Origin of the sequence: Shewanella nanhaiensis, assembly GCF_019457885.1 — a bacterium.
Taxonomy (GTDB): domain Bacteria; phylum Pseudomonadota; class Gammaproteobacteria; order Enterobacterales; family Shewanellaceae; genus Shewanella; species Shewanella nanhaiensis.
In genome coordinates, this window is sequence record NZ_JAHZST010000016.1 from 26,620 (window position 1) to 39,624 (window position 13,005).

Here is a 13,005-nt window from a genome sequence, read left to right on the forward strand (position 1 = left end):
TTCAGCTGCGAAACTAATAAAGGGGCAAAAATCATTTACGACCCCCAACAAGTAAAGCCAAATCGAAGAGACAAATGAACAGGTGTAGGTGCGGCTGCGAGTTTCGGTTTCAAGGATGAAACCGTAAAGCGGCCATGGATGGCTTCACAGCGTCTCGCAGAAGTAACTACACATTCCCCCGCTGGAAGCGATAGATAACAATGAAGGTACAACCTTCAAGCACACCTGCAAATACCAACTAATCCGAAATCTTGAAGTTGGATCCTACTTTTAGCAACAAGAGGGAGTTCTGGATGACGGTTAACCTTACAAAATGTATTCAGCCTTCATTCGACGGCTAGCCAACTTTGGGACAAAAATCAGTTGTGTTTTCCTACCTAGTAAAGCTAAATCGAAGAAAAAATTACCAAGTGTAGGTGCGGCTGCGAGCTTCGACTTCAGGGATGAAGTCGTAGAGCGTATAGGGATATATTCACAGCGTCTCGCAGAAGTAGCTACACATTCCCCCGATGGAGGCGATAGATCACAATGAAGGTATGACCTTCAGCAACCTAACCAAATACCAATTCAGATAAAAGTTAGTAGATAGAAAATGTAACTCGCCTTCATTCGAAGGCTAGCTTCAACTCATTGCTGATGACACCACCACACCAATAAATAACAAGATGACAGATTGGAAGATGGCGACGGCGATATTGCCATTTTTGATCTCTTGAATAAAGTCGACATCTTTGAAGATAAAGCGGTCGATAACGACCAATGCGATAACGCTAATAAATAGACTTAATACTGCGTAGCCTAAGTTAATTAGCATAAAAATGACGTTCTGCTCTAGGGAGGTGATTTCCATATTATTTCTCAATGTTGAATGGGGTGGAGGGTTGTTTATGCCAGCCGATCGCCCATGCGGAGATGGGGTCTATGGTGGCGTATTTTATGTCTCTGCTGTAGTAGTTCATGATATCGGTGACAGCGTAATCTTTAGACTTAGCTATGTTATAGAGATCTTTGGCGCCAAATAGGTGTAATACTTCATGGGCTTGTACTTGAGGGAGTGCCCAGCCAAGTCTGGTATTGTTCATGTTCTCAGTTAGCATCACATACTCATATTGGCATTGATAGAGACGACTGCCTGCGGGGCAGCTCATCGCAAAAGAGCGGCCGTCATAATTGGAGTGAAAGACGATGGCGACTTGGCTGTTTTTATTCTCCCCTTTGATATCTTCAATAAACTCGCCGATACCTCGAAAGGAGAGTCGCTTGAAGAGGTTGTTGAGGATTTGCCGAAAGGCTGTTGGGTCTCTAAGCCACTCTTTCCCCACTCCCTTAGGGCTGTTCACAACAAAGTAGCGAACTTTGAAATCTAGCTCGTCAATGGCGTAGTGACTAGCTTGCTGCTTATACCACTCCAGAACCTTATCTACCGATACCTGATTTTTAATTCTCTGTTTTCCAGACCATTTGCTGCTGCGGTTGTCATCAATATAGATATAAGCGATATGGACATCATTGGTGAGAGATTGCGATAATCCGGCATTACGACCACTGATATAGCTTGTCCTTAACTGCCGTTCTTCTTGCATAGCGTCTATCTTTTTGAGCCATTCCTCCCTTAATTTACGATAACGTGGGTCGCTTTTATATTGATTAGCTTGAGTGATCGCTTCAATGGCGTAGTGAAAGTGATAGCGAGAAGCCATCACATGGGCTTTCATATCATAGAGCCAGGCAATCATAGATCCATCGTTGGACTGCTTAGCCAGCAGTTTGGGTAAACTCATCTCAATCAAGGGCAGAGCAAGATCGTATTTCTGCTCATTTATCAGTGCATAGATCTTCTCTATTTCTGCCCTCTCTTTAATATCGACTTTATAGAAGTTTGGCTTCTGTTGGTGATCAGAAAAAATAATAACGCCAAAAAAGATAGTGAGAGTCAGGAGGATAGAGAAGAGTTTAAATTTCATTTGAGTGATTAGCTCTATGACGAAACAGAAAATGTAGCGGTTATGTTACTACGATTTTCTCAAGATAACACTTGAGTTTACTGAGTGCAGAAGTTTCTACATATAAACCTGCCGCAGGAAATTAATATCTGTGAAGGTACTCTCTTCACCTGCCTAGCCAATACTGGTTAAGCTAAAAGCTAAAAGCTAAAAGCTAAAAGCTAAAAGCTAAAAGTTAAAAGATAAAAAATGGATTAGCCTTTATTCGAAGGCTAATCCATTTCGAAGACAAGTAAGTTAATGTCCAATCGCATCCAAATGCTGGATCAAGTACATTCGTATTTCAGTCGGCGTTTGACTGACCCAGAATCCGCTGACATAAGCGATAAGTGGAATGAGGAACATAATCAGCAACAAGACGATGGTTAAGCCTCTTGCTGACATTTTTACACCATTGCGTGTGCTAAATTGCAATGCTTCTTTTTTAGGGCAGGCGGAGATGCAACGCATGCAGGCCTGACACTCATCAGAGCGAATATGTTGTTGTGTGTGAACTGAGATTTTGGCTGGGCAAGCGCGGGTACACTTATCACAACTCATCTCCTTGGTTTCAATCAAACAGTGCTGAGTGTTACGGCGGATCTTAAGTGGGCTAAAGAAACTGATTAGTCCAAGCAGCGCGCCATAGGGGCAGATGTAGCGGCAGAAACCTTGACGACGCCAGGCGGAAATCCCAAGAATAAAGCCAAAACAGATTAAGGTAATAAGCCCCGGAGTGATAAAGAACAGTGCCATCTTAAGGTCGGCTATTTTGTGATAATAACTGTTTAAATAGCCAGGAATACTCTGAGTTGGCATGCCAATGATGATATATAACAAGGCCAGTAATAGCAGATATTTGGTCATGCGTAATGGCCAGTCTAACCAAGATGGTGGCAAAAACTCAGACTTTATCACACGCTTTCTCAGCTTATAGAGATATTCGCCAGCCAGCCCGAGTGGACAAGCCCAGCCACAAAAGGCTCGTTTACAGAGCAGGCCTGTCAGCAACACTGTAGTCAGCATAACGGCAGCGGCTGGGTGAGTTTGATCCCAAAGGCCTAAAGTCAATATTGCTTTGAGTTCTATTCCCCCGGCTATCGGTAGGAAAGCATCTCCGACATCAGGGCGCATTACCCAAGGTGCGATGCCTGCTTTGAGCATAAGTGCGTTGACTGCGAACTGTATGCCGACAAGTAACATAGATAGTGCTAATAGATGCTGTATTCCGCTCCTTAGTTGGTTGGCTCTCAACTCCCCTTTAGCGATTTCAGGCCGTAGTTTAGTGAGTAGGGTTAGTGATATCACTGCGATCGTAAGTGCGATGATTAAGGGCCAAGAGAGTGAGATAATCGACGCACTCACAGCCAGAATGATAGTAATAATCGCGCCGGATTTTTTACCGTTCCAATAGAGTAAACTGGCACTATAGATGAGTGCTAGCATAAGCGTTAGTGATTCGATGAAGCTCATTTTGTTCTGATTTTAGGTGGTGTGTTTTAGTTAGATGAGGTAGATGAAATTTAAGTTCTTCAGTGGGTTATATTTCGTGGTGTTGATCTACATTAAACCTATTTGTGGCTGCATTTTCTTTAATCAGATCACAAAAGGGCTAAACTGCCAGCTTTATAGCGCAGTGGTTTAGCCCTAGGAGTACTTGCTCGGTAAGTGGCTTATTTACCCTCTATAGAGGCGATAAACTTAGTCGACTCATCGATAGACTTGTTCATCTCTTTGATTAAGCCTGTTATATCGGTTTGTAGGCTGGCAAACTCGCCTTTAATTGCGCCTATGGCTTGCGCATTGAGGTTGTGCTTTAGATAGAGCATATTGTCTTTCATTGCGGTAAGTACTGGCGCCATTTTACTCTCAGCACGCTTCATGGTGCGGACTAACTGCTCATAGGAGCGTTTTGTCTCACGAAGCTTAGATTCGCTGTTGCGGCGTAGGCTCGCTTTACTTATCTCACCTATCTCTGTTTGCCACTCATCGAATAGGGCATCGGCGACATCTTCTACTTTTTCAATACGGTTACTCACATCATCGGCCGCATCCTGTGATGATTCATATTCATCCTTCGCCTTGTTATAGGCTTTTTCTAAGTCACCACCATCGTGATTCAATAGTGCCTGTATCTCCTCTAAAGCTGAGCTAAACTGCTCTTGTGCTTCCTCTTGAGACTCTTTAGCGTCAGTGACTCTGTCGACCATAATATCGCGCTTGTGGTAACCCACTTTTTCCATAGCCCCATAGTAGGCACTTTGACAGCCGCTTAATAGAAGGCTGGTGGAGACGATGGCCATTAAAATATGTTTTTTCATCAGGTAGGGTGTCCTTGTTTATGCCCATGTAAACCGATTAAGTCTATATGTCGGTTAGTTAGTCGGCCTTAAATTTAGCCGCGTCGATAATGCACCAGAGATGGGCTATGCCACCGATTATTGCAGGAAATATCAACCACCACATGGCATAGCCAACAATAGTGATCACGCAAAATAGTAGTGCAGCTAGGATACGACCTTGAACCAGCTGACCAAGACCTGGAAAGAAAAAACTAGCGATAGCGGCAATCACATTGCCTGCAGATCCTTGTTGTGACATCTATTTATTCCTTACACTTGTAAATCTTAGGTTATAAGCTTTATTGTACGAATATAAGCATTCAACGCCAACACTCTAATTATCGAATCGAGAGCGCTGTGAAAAAAAAGATCAATTTGACCCAATTTCAAACTTTAATGCTAAGTATCTGGCACTTCATGATACATCTAAAGCAACGATTAGCGGAAGATCAGATTAATATTCGCGCAGGCCACCTTGCGTACGTGAGTTTACTCTCTTTGGTGCCTATGGTTGCCGTGACCATGTCGATGCTCTCAGCTTTCCCTGTTTTCCAAGGGATCCGAGGCCAGATTGAGGATTTTATCTATAATAACTTCATCCCTTCGGCTGGCGACAGTGTTCAGGTTTATATCAATGAGTTTGTCGACAATGCATCTAAGGGCACAGCCGTTGGTATTGCGGCCCTGATGGTGGTGGCTATCATGCTGATCTCCAGTATCGACAAGTCACTTAATAGCATATGGAGAACTAAAGAGAAGCGCTCTATGGTGATCTCATTTTCCATGTATTGGATGGTACTGACATTAGGGCCTGTGTTGATGGGAGCGAGCTTAGTGGCGACCTCCTATGTGGTCTCACTTAAAGTCTTTAACGGCTCAGATCTCTCGGGGGTGGTGCCCTTGCTTGTTGAACGGCTGCCTATGCTGTTTTCGGTGGCAACTTTCCTGCTGATCTACATGGTGGTGCCTAACACTAAGGTTAAATTTTTCCATGCGCTGTTGGGGGCCATCGTTGCAGCCTTGATGTTTGAGTTTGGTAAGAAGGGGTTTGCGCTGTACCTAACAAAATTCCCCACCTATGAAGCTATCTATGGCGCGTTAGCAACCATTCCAATTCTGTTTTTGTGGGTTTATCTCTCTTGGATGATAGTCTTGCTTGGGGCGGTGATCACCGCGGCCATGCCTGAATATCTAGATAAAAAGCAGTCGACAATTGAAGAGCAGAGTAGTGAGAAAAAGGTTGATAGTCAGGTGCCTGATGTGAGCTTTTCTATCTCTGAGCTGTCACAAGAGCAATCGCAAGAGCCGTCGTTGAAGTCTGTAGAGGAGTCGATAAAGGAGAGTCGAGTTAAATGAGCCAAGCGCTTCCCGCGTTTCTTCGTAGAGATTGGATAGATGTTGGTGACGGGCATGTACTCCACTTGGCGCAGTATGGCAATCCAAATGGTATTCCCTTGCTATACCTTCATGGCGGCCCAGGTGGTGGCTGTGCCGGTGAGGAGCTGAAACTATTTGATAGGGACAGTTTCCGTATCTTGATGTTAGATCAGCGCGGCGCTGGTCGCTCTAGACCTAAAGGGGAGTTGAGGCACAACGATCTGCAGTGCTTGCTAAGAGATATAGAAGCGGTGCGCCTTAAGCTTAACATCGAAAGCTGGTGTGTCGTCGGTGGCTCATATGGCGCAACCTTAGGCTTTATCTACAGTGGTCTATTTCCTGATAGCGTGATTTCACAAGTATTTTGGGGGCTATTTGTGCCAAGTGATGAGGGGGTTAGCTGGTTATATGGCCCCGATGGAGCATCGAACCTATTCCCTCAAGAGTATCTCGCATTTACCTCTCACCAAGCTTTTACACGTTCACTACCGACCCTGTTTCGTGATTATCAAGATGGCTTTAATAATTCGAATATCGAGATCAACAACGACTACATCAATAGCTGGTTAACCTGGGAGTTAAGCTTATCTCTGCCGGGGTTCCAGCCATCTGAAGCGAGTCTCTCTTTTGGTAAGAGCTTAGCCAGAATCGAGCTACATTTTGCGGGTAATCAGTACTTCGATTCCTATCGCTTGATGTGTGATGTCGCCGGTAAAATTAAGGCTAATACCATGATATTACAGGGTGAGATGGATTGGGTCTGTCCAACCATGATCGGTGAGAAGTTTATCTCTCAATATGGTCAGAAAAAGATAAGCTATTCGGTGATTAAAGGCGGGTATCACGCTTTAGCCAATGATAAGATGTTTGATGAAGTCGTCTGTGCCGTCAGGAAGATGGCAGCTAGCGTAACGGATACGAATATAGAAGGAAAATAGATACAATGAAAAAACTCATTATCGCAGGGTTTCTTACCTCTCTTTGCGCTTGTGCTGCGACCGAAAATAGTGACGAAACGCCTAAGGCGAGTATGGCTCCTGAGCAGGTGACTTTAGGCGACATGAGTAACAGTGATGCCACCAAAAAACTCTATGAAGCCTTAATTCAGAAAAACTACCTGGCTAAAATGGCTGGCTCAGATCGCGTCGCTGTACTGTTTGATGATAACCAATTTTTACTCGAACCGAGTATCAACCCTAATGGGATCGACCGCATCTTGATGAATCGTTTCTATGCGGTGCACCCTAAGCTGGTGGGGAGTAAAGATCTGTTAGTGCTTATCGGTACACTCAACCATAAGCTTAATTTTGCGAAATTTACCCTGCGTGAAAATGGCGCCGTGATCCAAGTACAAGGCGCAGCAACGTTTGTCGATACTATTGAGCTCGAAGAGATCCGTAGATTTATGTTGTGGACTGATGAAGGTCTGCGTCAAGTGGGTCATTCGCTGCCTAAAGGCGCAGAAAAGATGATTAAACCTATTCCTGTTATGCAGGGGGCTTAAAAGCTCCTAGGAAAGCTAAGAAAGGGTCTAGGTTCTAGGAAAAGCATGGGCTGGTCCTAGAAAAGGCTAAGACGGTACAAGCCGAACGGCCTACGGCCTGACGGTCGTGGCTATGCCACTTACGGAACGCTGCGCTTACGGAAAAGATGGGAAAGTTGTTTTTCCGTGAGTGAGCTTGCGAACGTTCCGTTATCCGTAAGCAAAGCGTGCGTCTTCGCTTTTTCATTCAAATCATTATTTTATCGGAGAATGAGTAACGTGATAGCCTTAATTCAACGTGTTTCCCAGGCTAAAGTCGATGTCGACGGTATCACTATCGGTGCAATCGATAGAGGTTTGCTGGTTCTACTCGGTGTTGAACGTGAGGATGACTTGGCTAAGATGGAGAAGTTGGCCACTAAGGTGATGAGTTATCGAATTTTTAGTGATGAGAACGGCAAGATGAACCTTAACCTTCAGCAGGCGGGTGGCTCCTTGTTAGTGGTTTCTCAGTTTACTCTAGCCGCCGATACCGGTCGTGGACTCAGGCCTAGCTTCTCTGGCGCAGGTACGCCGGATCAGGCTAAAACCTTATATGATGCGTTTGTTGAGTTTTGTAAAGCTAAAGGGGTCACGACTCAAACCGGTGAGTTTGCCGCCGATATGCAGGTGAGTTTGGTTAACGATGGGCCTGTGACATTTAATCTTCAGGTGTAGATGTGAGTATCGAATCAAAAAGAGCCGATGTTGAGTATGAACAGGAGTTAGCTGAGCTAACACTAACTTGGCATAAGACTATCCCCGTTAGCGAGTTTATGCAGATAGCCCCTGTTGCGTTTGATGGCGAGTCACTGGCTGTATCTGCGCCATTAGCCCCAAATATCAACCTTCATAACACCATGTTTGCAGGCAGTATCTACACGTTAGCCACGCTTACTGGCTGGGGCATGGTGTGGTTACAGCAGAGTTTGGCCAAAGTGGAGGGAGATATCGTGTTAGCGGAGGGGCAAATACGCTATCTAGCCCCGATTGATGTAAATCCTGTGGCGAAAGTCATCTGGCCTGGTACTGATATCTCTGTATTGGTGCGTGGCCGTCGATTGAAGGTCAAGCTGGAGGTTAAGCTCTATTGCGGTGAGAAAGTTTGTGCAATATTTACAGGCTTATATATCAGCCAGCCTAAGGCCTAGTGCAATAGGCTTGGCTGATAGGTACCAATATTAAGTCCAGCGCTTAAAGATAAGCGATGTATTAATGCCACCAAAGGCAAAGTTATTACTCATCACATAATCGGTCTCGATATGGCGGATCTCACCTTTGATGTAATCTAGCTCACCACATTCAGGATCGATATCGGTTAAGTTTAGGCTAGGGGCAAACCAACCTGCATTCATCATCTCAACAGAGCACCATGCTTCGAGTGCTCCGCAAGCGCCTAAGGTGTGGCCGGTATAACTTTTCAGTGACGAGATAGGCATAGTGGAGCCAAAAACTGCATTCGTGGCTTGTGTTTCAGCGATATCGCCACGATCCGTTGCTGTGCCGTGAGCGTTCACATAGCCGATGGACTCTGGCGGTAAATCCGCATCTTTGAGTGCATGCCTGATGGCGATCTCCATCGTTGCTGCATTAGGCTGGGTTACATGTAGCCCATCTGAGTTTGTCCCAAACCCCACTATCTCTGCGTAGATCTTAGCGCCGCGGGCTCTCGCGTGTTCAAGCTCCTCAAGCACTAAAGTACAGGCTCCTTCGCCTATGACTAAACCATCACGGTTCTTGTCGAAAGGGCGAGGTGTTAATTCTGGGGTTTCATTTTTGGTACTTGTGGCAAAAAGCGTGTCGAATACCACAGCTTCTGTGGGACATAACTCTTCACCGCCACCTGCAAGCATCAGATCTTGCTGACCATATTTGATCGCTTCATAGGCATAGCCTATTCCTTGACTGCCGGATGTACAGGCGCTGCTGGTGGTGTGGACTCGCCCCTTAAGGCCGAAGAAAACACCGACATTGACCGCGGTGGTGTGTGCCATCATACGGATATAGCTAGTGGCGGTCACACCTGACATATCACCCTCTTTGAGCATATCGCCAAAGGCGATAAGGGGATCAGTACTGCCAGTGGAGGAGCCGTAGGCTACCCCCATGGCGCCGGAGGTGACAACTGGGCTGTCTAGTAGGTTTGCATCGGTTAGAGCAAGTTCGCTGGCACGAGTGGCCATGAGAGAGACGCGGCCCATAGAGCGGATCTTCTTTCGCGAGTAATGAGCAGGCTTTTCAAAGTCGGTGACAGGGGCGGCGAGTCGAGTGTTTAAGCCGTCAAACTTATCCCACTCATCCATAGTCACAACAAAATTCTTCTGGGCTTTTAGGCTGCTTGCCATCGACTCCCAATTGTCACCTAAGCATGAGATCCCGCCAAATCCGGTGATCACTACACGTCTGCTCATAGGGTTACCTCTTTATGTAAAAGCCTTAACACTTGCTTCATTAGATCATGCCGCCGTTGACAGAGATCACCTGACGGGTGATATAGGCGGCGTCTTCCGACATTAAAAATTTAGCGAGTCCCGCTATCTCTGATGGTTTGCCCATGCGTCGCATTGGCACTAGTTCCTTGACCATATCTTTAGGAATATCGGCTACCATGTCGGTTTCGATTAAACCTGGAGCGATACAGTTAACGGTGATTTTACGCTTAGCAAGCTCTAAAGATAGGGCTTTTGTTGCACCAATAATTCCCGCCTTTGAGGCGCTGTAATTGACCTGGCCACGATTACCGGCAATGCCCGATACTGAAGCCATGGTGATTATCCGCCCGCCAGTGCGAGTCTGGATCATCGGCATAATCGTTGGATGAATGACGTTATAAAACCCGTCTAAGTTAGTGTGTACAACGCTGTCCCACTCATCTTCTGTCATAGCTGGGAAGGCGGTGTCGCAGTTGATTCCTGCATTAAGTATCACGCCATAGTAAGCACCATGCTGGGCGATATCACTGTCGATGGCAGCTTTAACTCCCTCACGATCGGCGATATCAAACTGCAGAAAAGAGACCTTAACCCCTAAGCTACTGAGCTCCTCTCTTGTTTGCTCTGCGGCAACCTTGTTGCTATGAAAATGCAGGGCGATATCAAATCCGGCTTCTGCCAGTTGCAGGGCGATAGCTTTTCCAATACCACGACTCGAGCCAGTTATTAGTACTCTTTTATTCATTTTTTATCCTTGGCTCTCTGAAATATAGGTTTGGGTGTCCTGAGGCTGGAACACGTTAACATTGGCTTCGGCCACTAAAGTATCATGGTGGAAGATCTGACAATCGAAGACCGCGAGTCCTGAGTCTTCTTGATAAAGACGACTGACATGAGTGCGGTAGCTTTCACCCAGTTGATAGTTGGGTATATGCATCTTGAGCTTTCGACTGCCGAGCAGGAAGCCTACCCGTATAATATCACCACGCTTTTTGGCTTCAACTCCGGCGAGAGCAGCCACGCTCTGGGCCATATACTCGATGCCCACATAGTTGGGCACTGCGTTGAGTGTTTCATCGAAATAGGGGCTATCGGTGGTGATATTTGTTTGAGTCACTAGGCTGTCTGTTTCATGGGCGACAAGCTCATCGATTAGGATCATTGGCGCCCTGTGGGGCACAACCTCCGAGACAGACAGTTGAGACAGGGGAGTGGGTAGCTCAAATGTTTGTAGTTCTATTTCCTGGCTCATTTTGAATCCTTACCACGGCAGAAAATTAGGCTGGCATTACTGCCGCCAAAGGCGAATGAATTACTCATTAGATAGTGAAGCTCAGCAGTCTGGCCCTTGTGGACTAATGGCAGGTTAGGATCATCAAGATCTGAGTCTTGATCCCAGATCTGAGGAGGTAGGTGCTGCTCGGTATTGAGTGATGAGAGCAGAAGATAACAAAAAGCGGCTTCGATTGCGCCAGCAGCTCCTAAAGTGTGTCCCACTAAAGGTTTAGTAGAGCTACAAGGAGGAGTCTGTTCGCCAAATACTTGGGTTAGTGCCCGGCTCTCCATGGCATCATTTTTACGGGTTGCAGTGCCGTGCAGATTAATATAGCTGATCGCTTGTGGGGAGATCTGTGCATCATCTAATGCCGCCTTGATGGCTGAAACTGCTCCACGACCTTCAGGGTGAGGCGCTGAGATATGGTGTGCATCACTGGACTCACCAATACCTGCGAGCATAATTTCCGCTTCACCTCGCTCTAAGGTAAACAGGGCCGCTCCTTCACCGATATTGATCCCATCTCGATTGGTACTAAAGGGTTGGCAGTGTCCCTTAGAGACAGATTCGAGTGAATTAAAACCGTTAAGGGTCAGTTTGCACAGGCTATCGCTACCGCCAACAATGACCATATCACACAGGTCTGCTTCTAATAGGCGTCTGGCACTGGAGAATACTTTTGCGCTGGATGAGCATGCGGTCGATACAGTGTAACAGGGGCCAGAGATGTTAAATAACGCCCTTAAAAAATCACTGCTGTTGCCGAGTTCCTGTTGAGAGTAGTGGTAATGTTCGGGTAGCTTACCAAGCTCAGCTTTATGGGATAGTGCATCTTCGCCAGTGGCGATACCTGAGGTGCTGGTGCCCAATACTATGCCTATACGTTGGGGGCCATATTGCTCGCAAGCTTGAATGACTGCATCGCTTATTTGCTGGGCAGCACTGAGCAGGAGCTGGTTATTACGGGACTCAAATCTTGATAGCGAGGCAGGGAGCTGAGGAAGTGGCTCGCTGACCTCCCCAACTAAGGTGTTGGATTCTGGGATCAAGTCGTCTCGATTGAGCATCGCGCCTGTATCTCCCTGGATTAAGTGCGTGAGTACCTGTTTCTGATCTTGACCTAAGGGAGTACATAACCCCATGTGTGAGATAGCTATTTTTGTCATTATATCTTCATCAAACGTCGGTCGTTATGGCGGATAATGCCGATAACGAAATTAAATTGGGGTTATCTTGAGTTCAAATTTTGCCTGCGGGATCGCTAGCTCTATCACTGCGCTCCATGGATCGATTCGATCGTAGCTTATCTCTATTATCTCCTGAGTTTCGCTAGCATATATGGATCGACATCTTGCTGCATCACAGGCTTGGCTAACTAGGTTTGCTCCCTGTAAATATGAATTTACGTCCTCCATCGGCCAGTAAGCTAATTGAATGAGTGCAAGCAGATATTCCGCTTTAAATTCATCACCTAATAGCATGTTTTGTTGGCTGCTCAAGGTATTGCCATCGAAGACTAAGGTAAATAGGGCTTGGCCTAAGGGAGCTAAGCCCACTAGAGTGAGCTGTTGTTTATCTAGCTCAAGCTGAGTTAATAGCTCATGGTGCTCTTCATCGACGTTAATCGATACCTGCTGAGTGAGAGAGTGTATCTGGCTATTGGCAGGAATAGGCGCTAAGCAGTAGTTGACTTCACTGGCTAAAGCGACACAGGTCTGCCTCTCTAAAGTATGGCTACAGGCCGTGGTAAATAGGAGTAAGATGAGCGAGGTTAGGTATGACCATCTTATGCGTCGCTGACGTGTTTTGCTCATCATAACTCGCTCTCTGCGTCCTTATTTTCTTTAGTATTTTTATTGGCTAATGACTCTACTGTTTCTGGCTTATTTGAGATAGGTAAAGGGGCCAGACAGTCACTCTTTGTGATGGCTAAACTGGCACAGGTTTGCCTCATCAACATCTGACTACAAGCGGATAGAGATAGCATAAGTAGCAGAGCCAGCGTGATTAGCTCATAACCCCTACTATTTTTTTGTCCCTTATCTATTCCGTTCATAGCCACTATCCCATTTAG

General features: G+C 46.1%; 16 protein-coding genes. 5 read left to right on the forward strand and 11 right to left on the reverse strand.

Annotated features, from left to right (window positions below; genetic code table 11):
- Nucleotides 1–622: 622 nt before the first annotated feature.
- The 5 genes from K0625_RS18645 to K0625_RS18665 all read right to left on the reverse strand — a co-directional run bounded on the left by K0625_RS18645 (nucleotide 623) and on the right by K0625_RS18665 (nucleotide 4,583).
- A complete protein-coding gene (locus tag K0625_RS18645) occupies nucleotides 623–850 on the reverse strand; it encodes a DUF350 domain-containing protein (protein ID WP_012327201.1) in 228 nt (75 codons plus the stop codon).
- Nucleotide 851: 1 nt separating this feature from the next.
- Complete coding sequence (locus K0625_RS18650; protein WP_220111067.1) at nucleotides 852–1,964, reverse strand: hypothetical protein; 1,113 nt, start codon at nucleotides 1,962–1,964, stop codon at nucleotides 852–854.
- Between the two features lie 276 nt (nucleotides 1,965–2,240).
- Nucleotides 2,241–3,455 (reverse strand): 4Fe-4S binding protein, encoded by a 1,215-nt coding sequence (locus K0625_RS18655; RefSeq protein ID WP_220111068.1) that lies wholly within the window; start codon nucleotides 3,453–3,455, stop codon nucleotides 2,241–2,243.
- Between the two features lie 200 nt (nucleotides 3,456–3,655).
- On the reverse strand, nucleotides 3,656–4,303 hold the full coding sequence (locus K0625_RS18660; protein ID WP_220111069.1) for a DUF2959 domain-containing protein: 648 nt from the start codon (nucleotides 4,301–4,303) through the stop codon (nucleotides 3,656–3,658).
- Between the two features lie 58 nt (nucleotides 4,304–4,361).
- The gene (locus K0625_RS18665) at nucleotides 4,362–4,583 is read right to left on the reverse strand and encodes a hypothetical protein (RefSeq protein ID WP_065204628.1); all 222 of its coding nucleotides are present in this window, start codon (nucleotides 4,581–4,583) and stop codon (nucleotides 4,362–4,364) included.
- Between the two features lie 98 nt (nucleotides 4,584–4,681).
- On the opposite strand from K0625_RS18665, the gene K0625_RS18670 reads away from it, so the two are divergent.
- The 5 genes from K0625_RS18670 to K0625_RS18690 all read left to right on the forward strand — a co-directional run bounded on the left by K0625_RS18670 (nucleotide 4,682) and on the right by K0625_RS18690 (nucleotide 8,374).
- Nucleotides 4,682–5,680 (forward strand): virulence factor BrkB family protein, encoded by a 999-nt coding sequence (locus K0625_RS18670; protein ID WP_220111070.1) that lies wholly within the window; start codon nucleotides 4,682–4,684, stop codon nucleotides 5,678–5,680.
- Nucleotides 5,677–6,639 carry an alpha/beta fold hydrolase gene (locus K0625_RS18675; protein ID WP_220111071.1) on the forward strand — a complete coding sequence of 321 codons (963 nt, stop codon included), beginning with the start codon at nucleotides 5,677–5,679 and terminating at the stop codon, nucleotides 6,637–6,639. The genes K0625_RS18670 and K0625_RS18675 overlap by 4 nt, the downstream gene beginning before the upstream one ends.
- Nucleotides 6,640–6,644: 5 nt before the next feature.
- A complete protein-coding gene (locus K0625_RS18680; protein ID WP_220111072.1) occupies nucleotides 6,645–7,205 on the forward strand; it encodes a hypothetical protein in 561 nt (186 codons plus the stop codon).
- Nucleotides 7,206–7,463: 258 nt separating this feature from the next.
- Nucleotides 7,464–7,901, forward strand: a complete 438-nt coding sequence (gene dtd, locus K0625_RS18685; protein ID WP_220111147.1) for a D-aminoacyl-tRNA deacylase — start codon at nucleotides 7,464–7,466, stop codon at nucleotides 7,899–7,901.
- Nucleotides 7,902–7,903: 2 nt separating this feature from the next.
- Entirely contained in the window at nucleotides 7,904–8,374 is a 471-nt protein-coding gene (locus K0625_RS18690; protein WP_220111073.1) for a thioesterase domain-containing protein, read from the forward strand.
- 30 nt (nucleotides 8,375–8,404) lie between these two features.
- Here K0625_RS18690 and K0625_RS18695 read toward each other — a convergent pair whose 3' ends face one another.
- The 6 genes from K0625_RS18695 to K0625_RS18720 are packed head-to-tail and all read right to left on the reverse strand — an operon-like array spanning nucleotide 8,405 to nucleotide 12,987.
- Entirely contained in the window at nucleotides 8,405–9,634 is a 1,230-nt protein-coding gene (locus K0625_RS18695; RefSeq protein ID WP_220111074.1) for a beta-ketoacyl-ACP synthase, read from the reverse strand.
- 40 nt (nucleotides 9,635–9,674) lie between these two features.
- Nucleotides 9,675–10,400: a 3-ketoacyl-ACP reductase FabG2 gene (locus tag K0625_RS18700; RefSeq protein ID WP_220111075.1), complete on the reverse strand. Its 726-nt coding sequence runs from the start codon at nucleotides 10,398–10,400 to the stop codon at nucleotides 9,675–9,677.
- A 3-nt stretch (nucleotides 10,401–10,403) separates the two neighbouring features.
- Entirely contained in the window at nucleotides 10,404–10,907 is a 504-nt protein-coding gene (locus K0625_RS18705) for a hotdog family protein (RefSeq protein WP_220111076.1), read from the reverse strand.
- Nucleotides 10,904–12,097, reverse strand: a complete 1,194-nt coding sequence (locus K0625_RS18710; RefSeq protein WP_220111077.1) for a beta-ketoacyl-[acyl-carrier-protein] synthase family protein — start codon at nucleotides 12,095–12,097, stop codon at nucleotides 10,904–10,906. Before K0625_RS18710 ends, K0625_RS18705 begins: the two co-directional genes overlap by 4 nt.
- Before the next feature lie 51 nt (nucleotides 12,098–12,148).
- Nucleotides 12,149–12,748 carry a DUF3261 domain-containing protein gene (locus K0625_RS18715; RefSeq protein ID WP_220111078.1) on the reverse strand — a complete coding sequence of 200 codons (600 nt, stop codon included), beginning with the start codon at nucleotides 12,746–12,748 and terminating at the stop codon, nucleotides 12,149–12,151.
- Nucleotides 12,745–12,987 (reverse strand): hypothetical protein, encoded by a 243-nt coding sequence (locus K0625_RS18720; protein ID WP_220111079.1) that lies wholly within the window; start codon nucleotides 12,985–12,987, stop codon nucleotides 12,745–12,747. Before K0625_RS18720 ends, K0625_RS18715 begins: the two co-directional genes overlap by 4 nt.
- Nucleotides 12,988–13,005: the final 18 nt, after the last annotated feature.